14 protein-coding genes are annotated in these 20,838 nt (G+C 64.7%); 8 read left to right on the top strand and 6 right to left on the bottom strand.

Features of this window, described 5'->3' with window-relative positions; translation table 11 throughout:
- Positions 1-27: 27 nt before the first annotated feature.
- Complete coding sequence (locus tag FRC98_RS09245; protein ID WP_146981006.1) at positions 28-1,470, bottom strand: sigma 54-interacting transcriptional regulator; 1,443 nt, start codon at positions 1,468-1,470, stop codon at positions 28-30.
- A gap of 198 nt (positions 1,471-1,668) precedes the next feature.
- Between FRC98_RS09245 and FRC98_RS09240 the strand changes: the two genes are divergently transcribed.
- The 4 genes from FRC98_RS09240 to FRC98_RS09225 all read left to right on the top strand — a co-directional run bounded on the left by FRC98_RS09240 (position 1,669) and on the right by FRC98_RS09225 (position 9,975).
- Entirely contained in the window at positions 1,669-4,095 is a 2,427-nt protein-coding gene (locus FRC98_RS09240) for a serine/threonine-protein kinase (RefSeq protein WP_146981005.1), read from the top strand.
- Between the two features lie 128 nt (positions 4,096-4,223).
- A complete protein-coding gene (locus FRC98_RS09235; protein WP_146981004.1) occupies positions 4,224-4,808 on the top strand; it encodes a hypothetical protein in 585 nt (194 codons plus the stop codon).
- 101 nt (positions 4,809-4,909) lie between these two features.
- Positions 4,910-7,420 (top strand): carboxypeptidase regulatory-like domain-containing protein, encoded by a 2,511-nt coding sequence (locus FRC98_RS09230; RefSeq protein ID WP_146981003.1) that lies wholly within the window; start codon positions 4,910-4,912, stop codon positions 7,418-7,420.
- A gap of 59 nt (positions 7,421-7,479) precedes the next feature.
- Entirely contained in the window at positions 7,480-9,975 is a 2,496-nt protein-coding gene (locus FRC98_RS09225; RefSeq protein WP_146981002.1) for a sulfatase family protein, read from the top strand.
- 141 nt (positions 9,976-10,116) lie between these two features.
- Here FRC98_RS09225 and FRC98_RS21450 read toward each other — a convergent pair whose 3' ends face one another.
- From FRC98_RS21450 to FRC98_RS09205, 4 genes are all read right to left on the bottom strand, one after another.
- Positions 10,117-10,728, bottom strand: a complete 612-nt coding sequence (locus tag FRC98_RS21450) for an SEC-C metal-binding domain-containing protein (RefSeq protein WP_230467455.1) — start codon at positions 10,726-10,728, stop codon at positions 10,117-10,119.
- A gap of 50 nt (positions 10,729-10,778) precedes the next feature.
- Positions 10,779-11,489, bottom strand: a complete 711-nt coding sequence (locus FRC98_RS09215; protein ID WP_146981001.1) for a tetratricopeptide repeat protein — start codon at positions 11,487-11,489, stop codon at positions 10,779-10,781.
- Positions 11,490-11,573: 84 nt separating this feature from the next.
- Positions 11,574-12,818, bottom strand: a complete 1,245-nt coding sequence (gene glyA / locus FRC98_RS09210) for a serine hydroxymethyltransferase (RefSeq protein ID WP_146981000.1) — start codon at positions 12,816-12,818, stop codon at positions 11,574-11,576.
- Positions 12,819-12,958: 140 nt separating this feature from the next.
- Positions 12,959-15,031 (bottom strand): (Fe-S)-binding protein, encoded by a 2,073-nt coding sequence (locus tag FRC98_RS09205; RefSeq protein ID WP_146980999.1) that lies wholly within the window; start codon positions 15,029-15,031, stop codon positions 12,959-12,961.
- A gap of 386 nt (positions 15,032-15,417) precedes the next feature.
- Here FRC98_RS09205 and FRC98_RS09200 point away from each other — a divergent pair, with 386 nt between their 5' ends.
- The 4 genes from FRC98_RS09200 (at position 15,418) to FRC98_RS09185 (ending at position 19,817) form a co-directional block, all read left to right on the top strand.
- Positions 15,418-17,079 carry an Hsp70 family protein gene (locus FRC98_RS09200; RefSeq protein ID WP_230467454.1) on the top strand — a complete coding sequence of 554 codons (1,662 nt, stop codon included), beginning with the start codon at positions 15,418-15,420 and terminating at the stop codon, positions 17,077-17,079.
- Between the two features lie 157 nt (positions 17,080-17,236).
- Positions 17,237-17,995, top strand: a complete 759-nt coding sequence (locus FRC98_RS09195; protein WP_146980997.1) for a hypothetical protein — start codon at positions 17,237-17,239, stop codon at positions 17,993-17,995.
- Between the two features lie 11 nt (positions 17,996-18,006).
- Positions 18,007-18,807 (top strand): TatD family hydrolase, encoded by an 801-nt coding sequence (locus FRC98_RS09190; RefSeq protein WP_146980996.1) that lies wholly within the window; start codon positions 18,007-18,009, stop codon positions 18,805-18,807.
- 104 nt (positions 18,808-18,911) lie between these two features.
- Positions 18,912-19,817: a tRNA threonylcarbamoyladenosine dehydratase gene (locus FRC98_RS09185; protein ID WP_230467453.1), complete on the top strand. Its 906-nt coding sequence runs from the start codon at positions 18,912-18,914 to the stop codon at positions 19,815-19,817.
- A gap of 146 nt (positions 19,818-19,963) precedes the next feature.
- On the opposite strand, the gene FRC98_RS09180 is transcribed toward FRC98_RS09185, so the two are convergent.
- Positions 19,964-20,572 (bottom strand): hypothetical protein, encoded by a 609-nt coding sequence (locus FRC98_RS09180; protein ID WP_146980995.1) that lies wholly within the window; start codon positions 20,570-20,572, stop codon positions 19,964-19,966.
- Positions 20,573-20,838 lie beyond the last annotated feature (266 nt).

Genomic DNA, 20,838 nt, shown 5'->3' with positions numbered 1-20,838 from the left:
CCCCCCATCGCTTGACCTGATACGAAATTAAGAGCTGAGTTCGTCGGCCACGATCCCGTACTTCGTCATGAGCTTGCGGAAGTACTTGCGGTCGATGTCGGCCTCGCGCGCGGCCTGGCTGATGTTGCCGCCGTGGCGCGAGAGCAGCTCGGCGATGTAGTCGCGCTCAAAAGACGAGATCCACTGCTCTTTGGCCTCTTTAAAGGGCTGCTCTTTGAGCTCGGCTTTGGCCGGGATCTCACTCCATTGATCATCCTCATCCAGCGGGCCGGAGTCGACGTTACGCGGCCGCTGCCCGGCGATGTAGTCGGGAAGATCGGCCAGCTGCAGCATGTCGGTCTCGGCAAAGGAGCAGGCCCGCTCAATGGCGTTGGCAAGCTCGCGGACGTTGCCCGGCCACTCGTAGGCCATCAGCGCGGCCAGCGCCTCGGGTTGCACGCTCTGCAGGCGGCGCTCGCCATCGAAGTCCAGGTTGCAGTCCAGGTGCTTGAGGAAGTGATCGACCAGCAGCGGGATATCTTCCACACGCTCGCGCAGCGCCGGCAAAAAGAGGCGCACCACGCTCAGGCGGTAGAAGAGGTCTTCGCGGAAGCGGCCTTCTTTGACCTCGTCTTCGAGCGAGCGGTTGGTCGCCGCCACCACGCGCACGTTGATGGGGATGGGCTTGTTGGATCCCACCCGGCGCACCTCGCGCTGCTCCAGCACCCGCAGCAGCTTCGGCTGCAGATCGATGGAGAGCTCGCCAAGCTCATCGAGGAAGATCGTGCCGCCCTGGGCCATCTCAAAAAGACCTTTGCGGGTCATGATGGCGCCGGTGAAGCTGCCCTTTTCGTGGCCAAAAAGTTCGCTCTCAATGAGGCTCTCGGGCACCGCCCCGCAGTCAAAGACGATGAAAGGCTTGTCTTTGCGCGGGCTCATCTGGTGGATGGTCTGCGCGACGACCTCTTTGCCGGTGCCGGTCTCCCCCTCAATGACAACGGTTGCGGCGGTGGGGGCGATTTTTGAGAGGATGTCGAAGATCTCGCGCATCTTCACCGAGCGGCCCACGATGTTGCCCAGGCGCTCGGTGCGCGAGGGCTCCACGGCCACCTGCTCGTCGATGGGGCGAAAGCGAATATTGGTGTTGCCCACGCATAAAATCACGTTTGGCGAGAGGAAGGCCTCCCGGATGCGCACCCCGTTGATGTGCGTGCCGTTGGTAGAGCCCTGGTCGATGACCACGTAATGGTCGTCTTCCTGGACGATGCGGCAGTGATTACGGCTGACGGTCTCATCGTCGAGCACGACGTCGTTATCTTCGAGCGCGCCGATCTTGATGACGTTCTGGTCGAAGATGACTTCGCGCTGGTCCTCCGCACCCGGGTTGATGATCAGCTGGGCGCGACGGATATGTACCGTCTTCGGATCGCCGTTGATATAAGCGATCTTGGTGGGCTGAGACTGCGCAGAATAGGGCTCGTTGGGCGCCATGAGGCCTCGACACGGGCTGCAAGGACGCGCGGCCCTCCAACATGGGTCAGAGGGTCGCGACGGGGAAATGGTCGAGAGGGCTGAAGTGGGGGCCAGCGGCCAACCTTATCAGCGGCAGGGGGAAGGAAACGGGTGGTCTTGGTGAGCAAAATACGCCACAATGACGGCCCGTTCCCTGGCCCTGAATCCGAAGTCGTCATGATAGAAACCGGTGAGAAATTTGGCAAGTACACCCTGCTCCAGCGCCTCGCTGTGGGAGGGATGGCCGAGATCTTTAAAGCGCGCACAGATGGCGTCGACGGGTTTGCCAAGGTGCTGGCGATCAAGCGCCTGCACCGGCAGTTCTCCGAAGACAGCGAGTTTGCCTCGATGCTCATCGATGAGGCCAAGCTGGTGGTGCAGCTTAACCACGCCAACATCGGCCAGATCTTTGATCTGGGGGTGGTCGGTGGCCAGTACTACATCGCCATGGAGTTTATCGATGGGCTCGACCTCCATGAGCTCTCCGAGCGGGTGCAACGCCAGCATCGCCAGCTGCCTACCGAGGTGGCGGTCTATGTGGCGATGGAGGTCGCCGAAGCCCTGCACTACGCCCATACGAAGCTCGGGCCCGACCGCAAACCCCTGGAGCTGGTGCACCGCGATGTGTCGCCGCAAAACGTGATGCTCAGCGTGGATGGCGAGGTCAAACTCGTCGACTTCGGCATCGCCAAAGCGCGGATGCGCGCCGAGCAGACCCAGGCCGGCATCATCAAGGGCAAGTTCTACTATATGAGCCCGGAGCAGGCGCTGGGCCATCATATCGACGGCCGCACCGACGTGTACGCGCTGGGGATGGTGCTCTACGAGGTGCTCAGCGGGGAGCATCCTTTCGATCGCGTGCCCGATGGCGATCTGCTGCGCGCGGTGCGCCAGGCCGACTTCCCGCCGATCGAAGAAGTTGTCCCGGACCTCTCGCCGGGGCTGGTCGCGGTGATTCGCCGCGCGCTGATGCGAAACCCGGAGCTGCGTTACACCAGCGCCCTGGAGCTGCGCCGGGATCTTGCCGAGGTGGCCCGCCGCGAGCTTCCGGCGATGGGGCGGATGGAGATGGCCGACTTTGTGCGCGGCTACCTCGACGCGCATCTTCCTGAAGAGACGCGGGCGGCCGGTTTTGAAGCGATGCAGCGCGGCGAGTTTGAAGCCAGCCAGCACAGCGTGATCTTCGACGCGCGCGCGGCCGAGCTTGAGGGCGGTGGGCTTGAGGATGATGGCGGGTTTGCCGAAGACGCCCACACCCAGATCTTTATGCGCGACGATGAGCATGATGATCTGGAGGCCGACGCGGCCACAGCGCTTGTGGATTGGAGCGAGCACGATGGGGTCGAGACCACTGAAGATCGCCCGGCGCTTCGCTCCGGCGCGCAGGAGGTTGTGTACCCCGACGATGTGATGACCCGCGAGGCGCGCCCCCCGGCGCGCCTGCTGGCAGACTCCAAAGCGGTGCCCACCGCGGCCAATCCGGCTGTTGAGAGAAGGCAAAAAGCTCAGGTGGGCTTTGGCGCTTCGCTGAGCACGGCGCCAACTTCTCCTGAGCCAGCACCGAAGCCGTCTGCTCGCCAGAGCGTGCGCGGCACGCAGCCGCGCGCTGCGGCGCAGGCTCCGTTGAAGGCCCGCATTGACAGGTTGATTCGCACGCGGCCGCACCTGGTGGGCGCGGCGCTCGCGCTGCTGGCCATTGGCGTGGTGGGCGTGGCCGGCGTGACGCTCAGTGGTGGTGCTGAAGAGGCTTCTTCCGAGCAGGTCGCTGCCGCAAGCGCGCCGGCCGCGGCGACGCATACCGATCTGATGGTGTCGACGGAGCCCGCCAACGCGCGGGTCTACCTCGATGATGCTTTTGTGGGGGCGACGCCCACAACGCTGAACGAGCTTCGGGTGGGGCGAGGCTACGCGCTGCGTTTTGAGCGCGACGGCTACGATGTCAGCGAGCTCAACCTGGTGGCCGAGGCCGAGATGCCCCCGGTCGTGGTTCAACTCGAGGCACTGGGGGGCATCCTGAAGATCACCACCTCACCGCCCGGCGCCAGCGTCTATGTGGACGGCGATCTTCTGGGCGAATCGCCGGTGACGGCGATGGGGCTGGCACGCGACGAAGATCATAAAGTCTATGCGGAATTTGAGGGTGCCGAGCCTCAACAGCAAGAGATCATCTGGGGTGAAGATGACCCTCGAGTGCGCGAGGTTCACCTGAGCTTCGATCTTCCCGAGGAGCCCGCAGAAGAGGTGGCCAGCGCACCCGCCCGATCGAAAGAGCGCCGCGCTCCGCGGCGGCGTCGGGCTGCGCAAAAGCCTGCGGCATCGGAGGAGCGCGCCTCCGCCGAGGCGCTCAACATCTGGGAGCTCGGCGGCGGTGCGCCGGCGGAAGCCGCGTCCGGCCGGCTCAACGTGCGGGTCGAAGGCACCGATGAGGCGCGCATCTACGTCGACGGGGCGCTCGTCGCCAGCAGTCCTCGCCTCAACGGCCACGCGCTCGCGCCCGGGCAGTACGACGTGCGCGTCTACTTCACCACCCTGAAGCGCTACTCCGAGACCCGGCGCGTGCGCGTGAGCAGCGACGATGTCGCCTCGCTGACCTTTCGTCCGTGAGCCTGCCGCGCAGAACAAGTTGCCCGGGCTGTAGGCTGGTGTAGTCTGGAGGGCGCAAGTGCCCGCAATGACGCCGCCTTTTCGCGGGAACCGACCCATAAGGCGGCATTCAGGACCCGAGGGATGATATGATGAGCGAAAAAACCGGCGCGGAGCGTCGCAGTTCTGTGCGTGTGCGTAGTCTTCTCCCCTGTCAGGTGACCCCCGTGACTGCCGATGACGTGGAGGCGCTGGAGGCGCGCATCCTCGATGCGGCCGTCCTGGAGAGCGACGGGGTGATGCACGACGCGCTCGACTGGCGCGATCATGCCGACGATCTCTCTCGCGAGATGGTCTTCGCGCTCAACGAGCTGCGCGCGATGCGTCAGCAGATCACCGAGCTGCAACGCCTCATTGAGTCCCATAACGAGGCCGGGCTCAACTCCCGCTGGGTGGAGCTCAACGACCAGGGCATGTGGCTGGCCGCGGGCGACGAATATGGACCGTGGTCGCTCGGTGACCTGGCCGAAATTCGCGTGCAGATCCCCAGCCTGCACAGTCCCGAGATTCTGGCCATCGGTGAGGTGGTGCGCGTCGATGAGGATGGTGAGCGCAGCGGCACGGCTTTTGTGTTTCGCGCGATCTCTCAGCCGCATAAACACGCCATCGCGCGCTACGCGCTGCGGCGCGAACGTCAGCTCGCGCGCAGCAAGCGCTTTCGTTTCGAGGGTTAATCGCACCCGGACGTGGGGCGTCGTTTGGATCGCTCCGGCCAACTTCACTACACTCGGGCTCACGCGCCCAACTTGACCCAATCATCCCAGGCCCCTGACCCATGATCTCGCTCCCAAAGACCTCCTTCTCTTCCATGACGCGCGCCGCGATGATCGCCGCGCTCTGTGTGATGGCGGCCGCCTGTGGCCGCACCGAAATCGGACAGCGTTGCGAGACCGATAGTCAATGTCCCGAAGGAGGGCAGTGCATCGGGCAGATCTGCGTGAGCGATGATCTGCCCGACGTCGATCTTCCCGACAGCGAAGAGCCTGACGGCGATGAACCCGACGTTGAGCCCATCCTCTGCGAAGATGATCTGGATTGCGGTAGCGGCCAGTGCGAGAGCGCAGGCGACGCGTGCGTGCAGTCGATCTGCGACACCGAGGTGGGTGAGTGTGTGGCGCAAGACTGCCCGGTGACCTGCGATGAGGGCGAGGTTCAGCTGGGGTGCCGTTGCGTGGCAGAGGTCTGCGAGAGCGACGCTGAGTGCGACGGGCTGATCTGCGACGAGGGGCAATGCCGCGGCTGTGAGATCGACGCGGAGTGTGCCGATACCCAGGTCTGCCAGGCCGGCGAGTGTGTGGCCGGGCCGGAGTGCGAGAGCGACGCGCAGTGTCGCCCCTCCGAGGTGTGCGTCGAAGAGAGCTGCGTCGAGCGCCCCGATTGCACCTTTGATGACGACTGCGGTGAGCAGGAGCAATGCATTGCCGGAGTGTGCCAGTTTACCCCGGAGTGCACCGATGATGCCCAGTGTGGTCCCCGGGCAGAGTGCGTCGGGGGCTACTGTCAGGAGCGCCTCTGCCGCGGCAATGACACCTGTGGGGAAGGCCAGCTCTGCGACAACGGTCAGTGCATCGACCCGCCGCTGACCTTCTCATGTGTGGTCATCACCGAGGGCGGTCTTATCGCGCCGAACGAGCGCGTGCGCCTGGAGGCCTTTGCCTTCGATGAGGAGGGCAACGGCGTAGCCGCCGACTTTATGTGGAGCTCCAGCGCGCCGGATGTCGCCTCGATCGACGGGCGCGATCTTGTAGGGGGCACCACCGCCGGGACCACCCTGGTCACGGCGACGCTGGCCACGGGCGACCCGATTCAGTGCGACGGTGACGCCGAATTCAGCAACAGCGGTCTGGTGCCGGTCGATGTTATCCGCGTGGTCGCGCAGGATATGGAGACCGGCCGCCCGATCAGCGGCGCGCGGGTGGAGCTTGGCGACCAGGTCGCCACAACCGACGCCGGCGGCCTCGCCACCTTTGAGCGGGTCGAGGGCGCCTACACGGTCTCGGTCTTCCACAACAACTACAACTACCTGACGGTGCAGGGTGTTCAGGCGCGCGACGTGCGTCTGCCGGTCTCACCGCGCTCGGGCAACGGCCCGGCCGCCGGGCTTACTGGCTCCTTTGACCTGAGCCAGCTCAACACGTCTGGCGACATCAACCTGGGGCTGGCCGGAGCGAGCATCGCCGGCGACCTTCTGGACCTCGATCTGACGCGTCTTCTGGGCGACTCCTTTGTGACCGACTTCTCAATCCCGGGTCTTGGGGGCGCCGACGTGCCTTTGCCGGGCGGGGTCATTGCCTATGGCAGCGTCTTCGGGCTGCAGGTCGAGGGTAAGCAGACCTATTACGTGCAATCTGCAGGCGGCGCGCGACTGGCCTGGGGCCTGGCCGGCCAGGTGCCTGCCAGTGATCTCATTGGACTTTTCTCCTCACCGCCCGACAACGTGAACGCGGCGATCGGCACGCTTTTGCCCCTCTTCAGCCGCTTTGATCACGACCAGCAACCGATGGTCCTGGAGTCGCTGCCGCGCGCGCTGGATCTTCCCGATATCAACGGAAACGGCGACACCAGCGAGTGGCTCCCGGATTACAACAACTTCCCCGAAGAAGATCTGGTGCCCTCGGTGCGTCAGCGCCTCTCGACGGCGGTGGAGATCTCGAACTTCCCGCAGCTCGGCGATGAGGCGGCGTCGCTGGCGGTGCTCGTGGGTGGCGTGCAACTCGAAGGTCCGGGCTTTGTGCCGATGGGCATCAGCGCCACCACCGATGATGATGGCGACGGTCGCCCCGACGCGCGCACGCTCTTTATGGCGCCGCCTTACGGCGCGACCGTGGGTGGGCGTTACGCCTTGCTCGCGCTGGCGTTCAGCGCCGAGGGCGACGCGCTCGCCACGGACTTCTCCGCCGCGCTGTGGAACGGGCAGACGCTCAACACCGCCACTCGCCTGGGCACCTTCCCGGGCGCCTCGGTGCTCAGCGCCAACCGCGGTCAACGCACCATCGCGATCGATGCCGACGCCGGCCCGATCTACCGGGTGCGCATGGTCGGCGAGGAGCGCAGCTGGGATGTGTGGTCGATGGGCGCCGAGGGTAATAACGGTGAGTTCAGCCACAGCGTCGCTGTGCCGCAGCCCCCTCAGGGGCGCGAAGACCTCTTTACGGGCGGCACGATCCTTGTCGATGCCATCCGCACCACGGTCAGCATCGATGACCTCGTGCGCTCCAGCGGCGTGGGGCTTCGGCGTGCCGGTCTGGTGACCACCAGCTTTAACCGCACGACGCTTCAAAACTAAGGCACTCGCGCGCGGCGCCTGCCGGCGCCGCGCGCCCCTTCCTTTCCCAAGATCCGATCATGACATCGATGAAGTGGCCCCACGGGCTTGCGTTCGCCACCCTTGTGTTCGTCGCCGGCGCTCCGCTGGCCTGCAGCAGCCGTTCGCCCGAGCAGGCCTCGGAGGCGCGCCAGAATCTGGAGCGCGTCGCCGATCCGACCGTCGCGCCGACAAGCGGCGCACCGGAGCTTGATCCGCCGCTGCCCGACCTGGATGGCGAGCACTACACCTCTTTTGATCTTCTGCAGAACCGGCCCCTTGCCCACCGCGTCAGCGTAAAGGATGACGCGCGCGCCTACTGGATCGACGCGCGGGAGCCGGACTTCATGCGCTACATCCACGGCAACCACGGTCGCGAATGGATTGTGGGCGCCGAGGTGGATGGTGGGATGCTCTCGGCGACCAAAGGGCGAGAGGCGCGCATCTGGCTTCCGGCCCCGAGCGGTGAGATCGCCGAGCTCGCGCTGCGCGTCTTCAGTCCGGCGCGGGGGCATAATGATCTTCAGATCACGATCAACGGGCATCGCCTCGAACAGGTGGCGCTGGAAGAGGGGTGGCAGACCTTACGTCTGCCCCTGACGGGCGCGCCAGTGCGGGCTGATAACGCCATTGTGCTGAGCTTCTCCAACATGGGCCGCGTCGACGGGCAGCTCTCCGGCGGTGGCTTTGCCTGGGCTCGTCTGGGCGATGCGCTGCCCGAGGATGTTGCGGTCGAAGACCTGGCCGAGTCTCAAGAGGTTGCCGAGGGTCCGGCGAAGTCCGGCGTCGCAGCCGAAGCGGGAGCTGAGAGCGGTGCAGCCGTAGGCGCCGAAGGTGCGGGCGCTGCCGCGGTTGCAGACTCCGGGGCTGCCGAGACGCCCGAGGTGGCACAGAAAGACGTCAGCGCTCCGAGCCCGGAACCGCATCAGCATAACCTGGGGCAGGGCGAGGTTGCGCTGGAAGCCGGGCAGGGGCTCTCCTGGCTTGTGTGGGCGCATCAGGATGCCCATGTGCAGCTCGAGGTTGAAGCTGCACCGGGCTGCGGCCCCCGCGTGCGCCTGGAGCGCGAGGCGGGGCAGGGCGAGGTGACGCAGGTTCTCGATGACGCCCGCGCGCTGGTGAAGGGGCGCGGCGACGCCCAGACCACCAGCTGGAAGTTGCCCATGAGCGAAGACGCCATCACTCGCCTGGAGATCTTCGCCGGGGAGGGGTGCAAGGAGGCGATGACGATCAAGAGCGCTCAGGTTGTGCGTGAGGGAACGCTGCCGGAGATGCCGGAGACGATTGAGCCGCCGCGTTACGTGCTCTTCTGGGTGATCGATACGCTGCGCGCAGACTATCTCCCGATTCATTTCGAGACCAACGTTCAGGCGCCCAACCTCAAGCGCCTGGCCGATGAGGGCGTGAGCTTTGAGCTGGCCTATGTGCAGGGCACGGAGTCGCGGGCCAGCCACGCTTCGCTCTTCTCGGGCCTGTATCCGAACCGCCACGGCGTGGCCGGCCGTGGGAAGGTGCGCGATGACGTGCGCGTGATTCAGCAGTTCTTCAAAGACGCCGACTACCGCACGGCGATGTACTCCAGCAACGGCTACGCCTCGCACCTGCTCAACCTGCGGCGGGCCTGGGATGAATACCAGAACAACATCCACGAGCAGACCGCCCTCGACGGGATGTTCATGGCAAATCAGGGCCTGCGCTGGGTGGAGTCGAACCTGGTGCACCCCTTCTTTCTGTATCTGGGTACGATCGACCCCCACGTCACGTACCGGCGCCACGAGGAGTACATCGGTCTCTACGACACCGAGCCTTATAACGGGCGTTTCCAGCGCTACATCTCCGGCGAGGACCTGGGGCTTGTGAAGGGCAAGAAGCTGCCGGTGACCGATCGCGACAAAGAGCGCATCATCAACCTCTACAAAAACGAGGTCACCTACAACGACAACGCCTTCGGTCATCTGCGCGCCGAGCTGGAGCGCCTGGGCATCTGGGATGACACCTTGGTCGTGGTCACCTCGGACCATGGCGAGGAGTTCTGGGAGCATGGCAGCGTGGGGCACGGCCATAATGTGCATCAGGAGATGGTGCACGTGCCGCTGATTTTCCATTACCCGAAGTTGCCGCAGGGGCGCGTGGTTAAGGCCGGCGCTGACGTGGTCGATGTGTTGCCCACGGTGACTGCGCTCCTGGGGCTGGAGCATCCGGAAGACAAGCAGGGGATGAACCTTTTGCCCTACATGTATGGCCAGCACGGCGGCTACCCCAGCCCGGCGGTGGCAACGCAGTACCAGCTTCATTACGGGATGCAGGCCGCGCAGTGGAAGATCTACCTGCGCGCCGGGCAGTTTAAGCTCTACGACCGCAGCGAGGACGTGCAAGAACTCAACGATGTGGCCGAGGAGCATCCGCTGGCCAGCCGCTGGATGCAGGACTCGGTGGGGTGGTTCCGTGCGCACCGCGCGCGTTGGGATAAGGAGCGCTGGGGCGTGCCGACCAATGTGGCTGCGGGCTTCTGGGAGAAGGTCAGCCAGGTCGATTGATAGGGGTTTGCAGGCGCGCCGTTCAGGCGCGCCGGGTCGTCGATAGGCCTGGCCTCCCAAGCACAAAAAGCCCCCGCAGCGGCACGCTGCGGGGGCTTTTTGTGTTTATGCGTGTCGGTCCATGACCGGCACCGGTCGTGCTTAGTCGACCTTCTTCCAACTCACCCCGAGCTTGCTCAGGTCGGGGAAGGAGGTGGCGTTGTAGTCGTCTTTGCTGATGGTGTGACGCTGCACATCCCAGATGCGGAAGCCGCGGTAGGCAACTTCGCGCTCCTGCCCGTCGGCGCCGAGCTGGTTGGGGCGAAGCGTGACCACGTCGACCTCGACCTCTTCGACGCGGGGATCGTTCTGGCCGCGGGTGAGCACCATGAGCACGTCGGGCCCGTCGATGCGGAAGTGCTGCAGCTCGTAGTCGGGACTGGCTACCGGAGAGTCGTTGCCCTTGTCGACCGCCTCGATAAAGGCGCTCTTCTCGGGGTAGCGCTCCCGGAAGGGGCCGGCCTCGTGGCTGAGGTCGTAATAGAAGGCCAGGGCGTTGCTCTCGTAGACCTGAGTGAGAACCTTGTAGACCTTGTACGGAATGGTCTTCGAGCCGATGAGCTGATGGGGCTCACGGCTCTGCTTCTCGCTCTCTTTCTGGAGCTGGTGGGTGCGCTGGCAGCAGCGCTTGTACTTCTGGCCGCTGCCGCAGGGGCAGGGATCATTGCGGCCAATGCTCTCGGGGATCTCGGAGGCGGGGGTCGCTTCAGACATACGCTGAACTCTCAAGGGATAAAGCGTCGAGCGTGTGGGCTCGATGACGGTTAACGGCGACGAAACTGAGCCTGCTGGCGCTGGGCCGGCGGCCGGTCGAGGTGGAACTGATACCACATCAGGTTCCAGCCTCGCATCTTCATCTTGCGGTTGTTCTGCAGGGCTTTGAGGTTGCTTTCGGTACGCTGGTCGCCCTCGAGTTTCTCGACGGCGCGGTTGAGCACCTTGATGGCCTTATCGCGCTGGCCGCTCTTCCACATGCAGTAGGCGTAGAGGTTCCACAGAAGGCTCTCCTTTTTGTTGGCGATGACCGCCTCCTCAAAGACCTTCTCCATCTCATCGTAGCGCTTGCGCTTGTAGAGCAGGGTGCCCAGCATCGCGCGTGCCACCCAGTTGCGCTTAAAGGAGCGCTTGAGGAAGGGCTCAGCCTCATCAAAACGCTGGCTCATGTAGAGGACCGTACCGATCTGGCCGTCGACCTGCGAGGTGATGAAGAATTGCCATTTGCCGATGGGGTAGGCTTCCTTGATGGTCTCAATGCCGCGGTCGATGCGGTTGGCCTGCAGGTCGACCTGGGCGCGCGCCATCACGTCCTGGACTGCCTTCATCGAGCGGCGGGCGAGGATGATGTAGACCGCCCCGAGCACAATCAGGCCCGGGACGATTCCATAAACGATTTGCAGCTCGCCGCCCCCGACCAGAAAGCCAACGAGGAGGGTGACGACGAGCGAGCCTGCGATGCTGATAAGAAGGTTGTACATAGAGCGTTCACTGCCTGGACACAGAAGTGACGTCAACACGACGTCGGTGTGTGGTCGGTTGAGAGCCCGGGGCTCACTGAGGGGTTAAGGGATAGGATAATCGGCGCAGAAGGCCTCGACGTCGGCGCGGATCGCGCTGAGCGCGGTGTCGTCGTCGATGTTGTCGAGGGCGCGGCCGATAAAGCCCGCGATCTGCCCCATGGCCCCCTGGTCCATGCCGCGGGTGGTCACCGCGGCGGTGCCAATGCGGATGCCCGAGGGGTCAAAGGGCTTGCGCTTATCGAAGGGGATGGAGTTGGAGTTGACAACCACGCCGGCCTTCTCGAGGGCGGTGGCTGCGGCGCGTCCGCCGAGCTCGCGCGGGGTCAAGTCGAGCAGCACCAGGTGGTTGTCGGTACCGCCGGTCACCAGGCGCAGTCCGTGAGTTAAGAGTCCCTCTGCCAGGGCGCGGGCGTTGTCGACGACCTGCTGAGCGTAGGCCTTAAAGTCGTCGGTGTTGGCCTCGCCGAAGGCCACCGCAGCTGCCGCGACCGCGTTCATGTGCGGGCCGCCCTGAAGTCCCGGGAAGACGGCCCGGTCAATGGCTTTGGCGTGCTCGGCCTTGCACATGATCATGCCTCCGCGCGGACCGCGGAGCGTCTTGTGGGTGGTGGTGGTGACCACGTCGGCGACGTCGATGGGCGAGGGGTGGACGCCGGCGGCGACCAGGCCCGCGATGTGGGCGATGTCGGCCAGGAGCACCGCGTCGACCTCGCGGGCGATCTCGGCAAAACGCTGAAAGTCGATGGTGCGCGGGTAGGCCGAGGCGCCGCAGATCAACATCTTCGGGCGAACTTCCCGCGCCTGTCTGGCGACAGCGTCGTAGTCGATCTGCTCGGTGGTCGGATCGACGGCGTAGGCGTGCGCGTCGTAGAAACGCCCCGAGAAGCTGACCTTCCAGCCGTGGGTGAGGTGCCCGCCGAAGGGGAGTCCCATGCCGAGGACTTTATCGCCCGGCTCCAGCATCGCGTAGAAGACGGCCAGGTTGGCCGGAGATCCACTGTAGGGCTGGATGTTGACGTGCTCGGCGCCGAAGAGGCTCTTGGCGCGCTCACAGGCCAGGCGCTCAATGCGGTCGGTGTTCTCCTGACCCTGGTAATAGCGTTTGCCGGGGTAGCCTTCGCTGTACTTGTTGGTCAGGCGGCTACCGGTGGCCTCCATCACTGCTTTGGAGGTGTAGTTCTCGCTGGCGATCAGGCGCACGGTGGTGTGCTGGCGCTGATCTTCCGCTTCGAGGATCTCGAAGACTTCCGGATCGGCCTGCTGAATCTCGGGGGATCGTTGGGTCATGGCGTCTCCAGGGGTTGTGGCGCCGGCGTGGCGCGCAGGGCGTCAATGCGAGAGCGCCGCCTCAGCGATGCTTCGGCGGCGTTCGAAGGTGCCGGGGCGCTCGTTTGCGAGCGCCCCGGCAGGTCTTGCTTCACAGAGCCTTACTCGGCGGCGGCTTCGGTCGTCTCCTCGGGGACGTTCTCCACGAGGTTATCGGCGATGATTTCGGCCAGGTCGAGCAACTTGACCTCGTCGGCGCCGCGGTTCTTGAGGCCGTCGTCGAACATCGTCAGGCAGAAGGGACAGTTGACCGCGATGGCATCCGGCGTGGTGGCCAGCGCCTGGTCGGTGCGCTCAATATTAACGCGCTTGCCTTCGGTCTCTTCCATCCACATGCGGCCACCACCGGCGCCGCAGCAGAAGCTCTGCTTCTTATTAAGATCCATCTCCTGCATGACCACCCCGGGCACCGACTGCAGCACTTCACGGGGGTTGGAGTAGGTGTTGTCCCAGCGACCGATGTAGCAGGAGTCGTGGTAGGTGACTTTCATCGTGGCCGAGGGCTTAAGCTGGATGCGCTGATGCTGGATCAGCTCATTGAGCAGGGCGGTGTGGTGGATCACCTCGTAGTTGCCGCCCAGCTGCGGATACTCTTTGCCGATGGTGTGGAAGCAGTGGGGGCAGGTGGTGATGATGCGGGTGACCCCGTAGCTGTTCATCGTCTCAATGTTCTGGGTGGCGAGCATCCAGTAGAGGTACTCATTGCCGATGCGGCGGGCGGGGTCGCCCGTGCAGGCCTCTTCCGGCCCCAGGATGGCCACCGAGACGCCGGCCGAGCGAAGGATCTTCGCGAAGGCCTGGGTGACCTTCTTCTGGCGGTCGTCGAAGCTGCCGGCGCAACCGACGAAGAAGAGGTAATCCGGCGCCGAGGTCATCTCGCTCATCAGCGGGATGTCCAGGCCTTCGGCCCAGTCCGCGCGGTAAGACGAAGAGATACCCCAGGGGTTGGAGTTGTTCTCCATGTTGCGGAAGGTACGACCGACCTCCGCCGAGAAGTCCGACTCCATCAGCGCCAGGTAGCGGCGCATATCCACGATGGTGTCGACGTGCTCGATGTAGACCGGGCAGTTGGCCACACACGCCCCGCAGGTGGTGCAGGCCCAGAGCTCTTCTTTGGTGATGATGCCACCGGCCAGCGGCGGGAACTCTTCGGCGGCTTCCGGGTTGTTGCCCCGAATGACCGCGGTGCCTTTCTCGCGAAGGTGCTCTTTGATGTTGTGAATCACGGCCATCGGGTTGAGCGCCTTGCCGGTGTTGTACGCCGGGCAGTAGTGCTCGCAGCGACCACACTCGGTGCAGGCGTAGGTGTCGAGCAGCTGCTTCCAGCGCAGGTCTTCGACGCGGGCCGCCCCGAAGGACTCCACGTTCTCGTCTTCCATGTCGATGGGGTAGAGCGCGCCGGAGGGCTCGAGCTTGCGGAAGAAGATGTTGGGGATAGCCCCGATCAGGTGCAGGTGCTTGCCGAAGGGGATGTAGTTGGCAAAGGCCACCACGATGCCGATGTGGATCCAGTAGGACACGTGGTAAATCCAGAACATGCCCTCGGACTGCGGGGAGGCGCCCAGGCTCTGGAGGATCGTGGAGGTGAAGAGAGCCACCGGCGTCCACTGCGCGTCGTGGGCCTGGTTTTCCACGCTGATGAAGGCGATCTCGGCACCGTTGGCGATGAACTTCGAGATCATCAGCGAGGCGATCAGCGCGATGATCACCGCGCCGTCAACCGACTGCAGCGAGTGCTTGGGACGGATGACATAGCGGCGAAACGCCGACATCAGGATCGCGACCAGCACCAGGAAGCCGAAGACGTCCTGCATAAAGAGCGCGCCGTTGTAGGCGCCTCGGCCGATCAGTGCGCTCAGGTGGAAGTCCCACTTAAAGGCGCGCGCGATGTACTCCAGCGTCTCCAGCTGAAGGATCAAAAAGCCCCAGAAGATAAAGAGGTGCAGGACCCCGGCCGGCTCGGCGATAACCCGCGCCTGGCCCAGAACCTGGGTGATGATGCCTTTGATGCGTTCGGGGATCTGGCTGGTTTTCAGATCACCCTGGCCGGCGGCGACATAGCGCAAAAGCCAGTAGACGGTACGGGCCGCGAAACCAAAGCCCACGAGCACGCCAATGCCCAGGACCACGCGGAACCATTGATGACCCGTGCTGAGTTCGAGGAAGCTGTCCACGATGGAGACTCCAGATAAGTTGCGGGGGCCGCCCTGTTGGTGATGATCGACAAGGGCGTCCGTTTCGGGTTGATACACAGCGTAGCGCCACGAAAATCAGGCGGCGCAAAGACCCCCTTTCATAGCGAACCCGGCCCGAGTCGGCAACCCCGGCTCCGGGGGACTTCGCCCGGCAATCTTCAACTCGCCCATTCCCCGGTCAAGCATAATCGAGGCGATTGTGAAGCGACGCATCATCACGTCGAGGTTGGCCGCTATGGCCGGGCTGTGGCACCATCGCGCCCCGTGTACGCAGGGCGCACGATTCTGACGTGCGCATGGCGCGCGTCACCATGATGCGTAAGACCAGCAACGACCTAACCGGACCGAACTCGCAGGAGATGCAGATGTCGGAGATTGTCGCAGGGATCGACCTTGGAACCTCGAACTCCGTGATCTCAGTGGTGCTGGAGGGCGAGGCGATCGTGATCCCGGACGCCCAGGGGCGCCGGGTGCATCCCTCGATTGTGCACCTGATGGAGGGGGGGCAGGCGATCGTGGGTAACGACGCGCGCCCCTACCGGCTTAGCGATCCGATGAACACGGTGTTCAGCGCCAAGCGTCTTATTGGGCGGCCCTTTGATAGCCCCGAGATCAAGATGTTGATGGGGCTCTTTCCCTTTCCCATCGTTCCGGCCGAAGACAACACCCCGCGCATTCAGGTGCAGCAGCAGCTTCACCCGCCGGAGGGCATCGGCGCGCGCGTGCTGCATTACCTCAAAGGTCTGGCGCAGGATTACCTGGGGCAACCGGTGACCCGGGCTGTGATCACGGTGCCGGCGAACTTCGATGAGGCCCAGCGGCGCGCCACCAAACGCGCCGGGGAGCTTGCCGGGCTGGAGGTTCTGCGCCTTATCAACGAGCCCACTGCGGCAGCGCTGGCCTACGGCTACGGCAGCGACAAGCGCGAGCGCGTGGCAATCTATGACTTCGGCGGAGGTACCTTCGATGTGACCCTGCTGGAGCTTCGCGGCAATGTCTTTGAGGTGCTCTCCACCGCGGGCAACAGCTACCTGGGGGGCGACGACTTCGACTTTCGACTGGTCAGCGCGATCCTCAACGCCTTTGAGCGTCAGCACCACGTTGACCTTTCTGCCGATGAGCTGGTGCGACAGCGCCTGCGCGTCTACGCCGAAGAGATCAAAAAAGGGCTGAGCCAACAGGACGCCGTGCGCATGATGATCCGCGAGACCATCCCGGGCACGGTCACCGAACTGGAGCTCGACTTCTCGCTGACCCGCGACAACTTCGAGAAGCGCTGCGTTGATATCGTCGACCAAAGCCTGACGACCTGCGAAGACGCGCTGCGCAGCGCCGGGCTGCAGCGCGCCGAGATCGACCACCTCGTGCTGGTCGGCGGCTCCACCCGTGTGCCCCTTGTGCAGCGGCGCGCGCGTGAGTTCTTCAATCGCGAGCCGGTCCTGGGCATTGATCCCGACGAGGTGGTGGCGGTGGGTGCTGCGGTCTTCGGAGCCTCCATGGTTCAGGAGCAGGCCGCCCCGGCACCGATGCCTGCGATTCCGGCGGTCGCCGGGTTTGACGAGGGCATCGACGAGGTCGATGAGAGCTGGCTCGAAGAGATCGACTCCGCCGAGCAGGCCGCTCAGGCCGGCCCGCTGCTTATCGACGTGACCCCGCACGCGCTGGGGGTGGCCACCGTCGGCGGGGTGATGGACATCATCATCGAGCGCAACGGTCAACTTCCTCTGGAGCGCTCGCGCTACTTCTCGACCTCGCGCGACGATCAGACCCGGGTGGTACTGCCGATCTACTCGGGCAACAGCCGTCGTATCGAGGATAACCAGCAGCTGGGCGTGCTGGAGCTCACGGACATCCCCCCTGGCCCCCGCGAAGAGGTGCAGATCGAGGTGACCTTTGAGGTCGACACCAACGGCATGCTCAGCGTGCGGGCCACCGATATGCGAACCGGCTTCAACCAGTTTGCGCAGCTCTCCATCAGTGGGGACTCGCAGATTCAGGATTACGATGCCGGCCACCTGTTGATGTGACGATCGACCACTGCGGGCAGGGGTTGGGGGAATGCCCCACAGGGTGTAAAGGGTTGCGCGGGCGCTCCCACTGCGCAGCTCTCGGCATGGGAGCGCAGCTGGAGAGTGAGACGCCGACAACGAAGACGATTCAACACGAAGAACTCAGGTAGTGATCATGAAGAAGGTAACGATGGGTGCGGTGGCGCTGGTGGTGGCGCTGGGACTTGCAGGTTGCGAGGACGATCCCTTTGAGGGGGCGCCCTCGGTGAGCGCGTCGGCCTCGGCGCCGGCCCAGGGCGGTGCTGCTGCGCCGGGGGCCTCGGATGCTCCGGGGCGCTCCGGCGGGCTGGGACCGGTGGAGGGAACGGAGCTTCCGCCCGGGCATCCGCCGATGGGGCAGCAAGGCGGGCAGCAGGGCGGCCAGATGATCGGTGGTGTTCCCGCGCCTGAAGTTCCCCGGATGTCGCCGGAAGAGTACGGTAAGGTCGGTCCCATCCGCTGGCAGGTGCCCGAGGGCTGGCAGGCCCAGCTTCCCACCAACGCGATGCGTCAGGCCCAGTACAGCATCCCCGGTGAGGCGGGCCAGGAGCCGGCCGAGCTTGTGGTCTTCTACTTCGGTCCGGGCGGTGGCGGCGGCGTCGAGGCCAACCTGGAGCGCTGGGCCGGGCAGTTTAACGGCGGCGATCCGGCGACGTTTGCCGAGCGGGAAGTCAACGGCGTGAAGGTTCATACCGTCGATGCGTCGGGGACCTACGACGCCGGCATGGCGATGGGCGGGCAGGGCCCGCGCGATGAGCAGCGCATGCTGGGCGCGATCGCCGAGACCTCCCAGGGCCTCTTCTTCTTCCGCATGGTCGGGCCGAAGGCCCTGATCGACGGGCAGGCCGAAGGCTTTGAGGCTTTCGTCAGCTCGTTTGAGCACGGCGAAGGGTGACGGAATTCGCGATGATCGACGCGCACTGCCACCTGCATTTTGAAGCCTTCGACGGCGATCGCGCGGAGGTGCTCGCCAGCGCGCAGGACGCCGGCGTGCAGGCCATCGTCGTCGCGGACTTTGATCAGCGTCGCCGGGCCGCGTTGCGAGAGTTGGGCGAGCGTCCCGGCGTGGCGATCTGCGCCGGGGTGCATCCCTGGGCGGTCGATGCGCTGGATGCAGCTTCGCTGGACGAGGAGCTTCGGCTGCTCGAAGAGGCGCTTGATGCCCCCGGGTGGGCGGCCGTCGGCGAGTTCGGGCTCGACTTTGTGCGGGCCACCGACCCCGACGCCCGCGCGTTGCAACTTCGCGCCTGCTCGGAGCAGCTTCGCATGGCCCGGGAGCGCGAGCTTCCGGTGGTGCTGCACGCGGTGCGCTGCCACAGCACCCTCCATGATCTTCTGCGGCGAGAGGGGCCGTCGCCGGCCGGCGGTATCATGCATGGGTACAGCGGGTCGGCGCGCCAGGTGCCGCTCTTTTTGATGCACGGGCTCGATATCTCGGTGGGCGGTCGTCTGGCGCGAAATCCCGAGAAACTTCAGGCGGTTGTAAAACAGGTGCCGCTCGATCGGATGCACCTGGAGACGGATTGCCCGGATGGTCCGGTCCCCGGTGATGCGGGCAGCGAGCGCTCCGAGCCCGCTGATCTTGTGGAGGTGATTCGGGCGGTTGCCGCCGCGATCCAGCAGCCTCCTGAGCGGGTCGCCGCGCGATGTGCCGAGAACACGCGCCGCCTCTTCAACATCACCGGCACGCTCGGTGATCATGCTTAAGTGTTGAGATTTTCGCGCAAAGTGCGTAGTTTGCGCGCCTCGATTCAGGCCTCGTCGATGAGGTCTGTCAATCGCATCCCCCCCACGAGCAGTGAGACACGACGATGAGCTGTCCCATCGATGGTTTGAGCGTAGACGAACAGAACCAGCCGGATGACGCCGGCACCGTGGTCTTTGAGGGCCGCCCGATGAAGTCGTGGGCGCTGCACAGGCGCTGGGACCGCGCCGGCCGTCTTCTTGGCGAAGACGCCATGGAGCGGCTCTACGGCTCGCACGTGATGGTCTTCGGGCTTGGCGGTGTGGGCAGTTACACCGCTGAGAGCCTGGCGCGCACCGGGCTTGGCAAGCTCACGCTGGTGGACTTTGACCGCGTCTGCGGCACCAACACCAACCGTCAGCTGCACGCCATGAAGGGAACCTTCGGTAAGTGGAAGGCCGACCTGATGGCTGAGCGTTGCTCGCTGATCAACCCGGAGGCCACCGTCGTCGGGCGGCGTGCGTTCTACCATGAGGCCACCAGCGAGTCTTTTCTGAGCCAGCGCCCCGATTTTGTGGTCGACGCCATCGATAACGTCAGCGCGAAGGTTCACCTGCTGGTCTCCTGCATGGAGCAGGGGATCCCGGTGGTCTCGTGCATGGGGGCGGCGGGTAAGGTGGATCCGACGCGCATCGAGATCGCCGATCTGGCGCGCACCAAGGGCGACCCGCTGGCGCGCGCGGTGCGCAAGATCATGCGTCAGCGTGGGGTGCTCTCGGGCAACAAGCGCCTGGGAATCCCCACCGTCTACAGCAGTGAGTCGCGCCACGAGCCGCAGTCGCTGAGCTATGACGGCACGTCCGGGTTCCGTTGCATCTGCCCGACCAAGGGCAACGATCTGCACTCCTGCGAGCACCGAAACCTCATCGAGGGCACGGTGAGCTTTGTGACCGGAAGTTTCGGGATGATGGCCGCCTCGGTGGTGGTGCGAGAGCTGACCAGCGCGCTGAGCGCTCAGGCTGCCGCAGAGTGAAGAGCAGAGTGTTGAACTCTGGCGAGTGACGCATGCTGGAGTGAAGCAGAAGAAGCGGAAAACGTACGGACACGACAAAGCCGGGCTCGCCATCAGGGCGGCCCGGCTTTGTGATGAGTGCGGTGGGTTAGTGTGCGGAGTGTCGCTCAGCGCGCCTGCCAGGTGTCAGCCTGCCCGTCGCCGTTGGTGTCGCGTCCCAGCCGGGTGAGCACACCTTCTTCGTAGAACTCCCAGTAATCGATGCGATCGTCGGCGTTCTCGTCCTTCTCGACCCGGATGAGTGTCCCCTCGGAGTAGTGGCGCGTGGTGGCGACGCGACCGCTCTCGGTGTCGATGAGCTCCTTACGGGTGAGCTTGCCCCCATCGAAATAGAGGATGACATCGACCTGACCATCCAGATCGACGTCCAACTCTTCGGTGCGCACGGTATTGGACTCATCGAAGATCCGCCGCACATTTATGTTTCCGTCGCCGTTGGCGTCGATTTCCAGTTTCACCAGCCGGCGTTGGGTCAGCGAAGGATCTTCCGGGTCGGCGCTCTCCTCAAAGTACTTGAGAACATCGGCCACGCCGTCGCCGGTAGAGTCGTAGCGCTCCACGACCTGACCCTCTTCGTTTTTGGAGCGCGAGAAGTGCGCCGCACCCAGCTCGCCCATGTCGCGTTCGGCGGCCTCATCGGAGCCGCAAGCAACAGGGCCCAGGGCCATCAACGTGGTGATCAGGGCAGAAGCGAAAAGGGTTCGGGTAGCGTTCATAGTTACGAATCCATGCAAAGGCCGGAGGCATTCATCAGGGCAGCGCTCAGGCGTCAGGTGCCGGCTCCTCGCCGGGCAGCATGGAAGTTTAGCGCTCCGGTGTCAAAGTTAACCCGGTGAGTCCGGCGCGCGGCTTACCTTGCCTCGACCTGCGCGCTGAGCTATGAAACCGCCCCGGGAGCCGCGCGTGCTGGCGTCGGTCGTCAGCGATGGGTGACGCCCTTGAGCCGCCCTGTGATGTCGCGACGGCTGCAGGGAGCACCATC

Source organism: Lujinxingia vulgaris (assembly GCF_007997015.1).
Classification (GTDB): Bacteria; Myxococcota_A; Bradymonadia; order Bradymonadales; family Bradymonadaceae; genus Lujinxingia; species Lujinxingia vulgaris.
Note: the sequence above shows the minus strand (reverse complement) of the source record. Positions and strands in the feature narration are given on the sequence as shown.

Coding starts and splice junctions, on each gene's coding strand:
- FRC98_RS09245 (WP_146981006.1), bottom strand. CDS start 1,470: ATGGCGCCCAACGAGCCCTATTCTGCGCAGTCTCAGCCCACCAAGATC.
- FRC98_RS09240 (WP_146981005.1), top strand. CDS start 1,669: ATGATAGAAACCGGTGAGAAATTTGGCAAGTACACCCTGCTCCAGCGC.
- FRC98_RS09235 (WP_146981004.1), top strand. CDS start 4,224: ATGATGAGCGAAAAAACCGGCGCGGAGCGTCGCAGTTCTGTGCGTGTG.
- FRC98_RS09230 (WP_146981003.1), top strand. CDS start 4,910: ATGATCTCGCTCCCAAAGACCTCCTTCTCTTCCATGACGCGCGCCGCG.
- FRC98_RS09225 (WP_146981002.1), top strand. CDS start 7,480: ATGACATCGATGAAGTGGCCCCACGGGCTTGCGTTCGCCACCCTTGTG.
- FRC98_RS21450 (WP_230467455.1), bottom strand. CDS start 10,728: ATGTCTGAAGCGACCCCCGCCTCCGAGATCCCCGAGAGCATTGGCCGC.
- FRC98_RS09215 (WP_146981001.1), bottom strand. CDS start 11,489: ATGTACAACCTTCTTATCAGCATCGCAGGCTCGCTCGTCGTCACCCTC.
- glyA (WP_146981000.1), bottom strand. CDS start 12,818: ATGACCCAACGATCCCCCGAGATTCAGCAGGCCGATCCGGAAGTCTTC.
- FRC98_RS09200 (WP_230467454.1), top strand. CDS start 15,418: ATGTCGGAGATTGTCGCAGGGATCGACCTTGGAACCTCGAACTCCGTG.
- FRC98_RS09195 (WP_146980997.1), top strand. CDS start 17,237: ATGAAGAAGGTAACGATGGGTGCGGTGGCGCTGGTGGTGGCGCTGGGA.
- FRC98_RS09190 (WP_146980996.1), top strand. CDS start 18,007: ATGATCGACGCGCACTGCCACCTGCATTTTGAAGCCTTCGACGGCGAT.
- FRC98_RS09185 (WP_230467453.1), top strand. CDS start 18,912: ATGAGCTGTCCCATCGATGGTTTGAGCGTAGACGAACAGAACCAGCCG.
- FRC98_RS09180 (WP_146980995.1), bottom strand. CDS start 20,572: ATGAACGCTACCCGAACCCTTTTCGCTTCTGCCCTGATCACCACGTTG.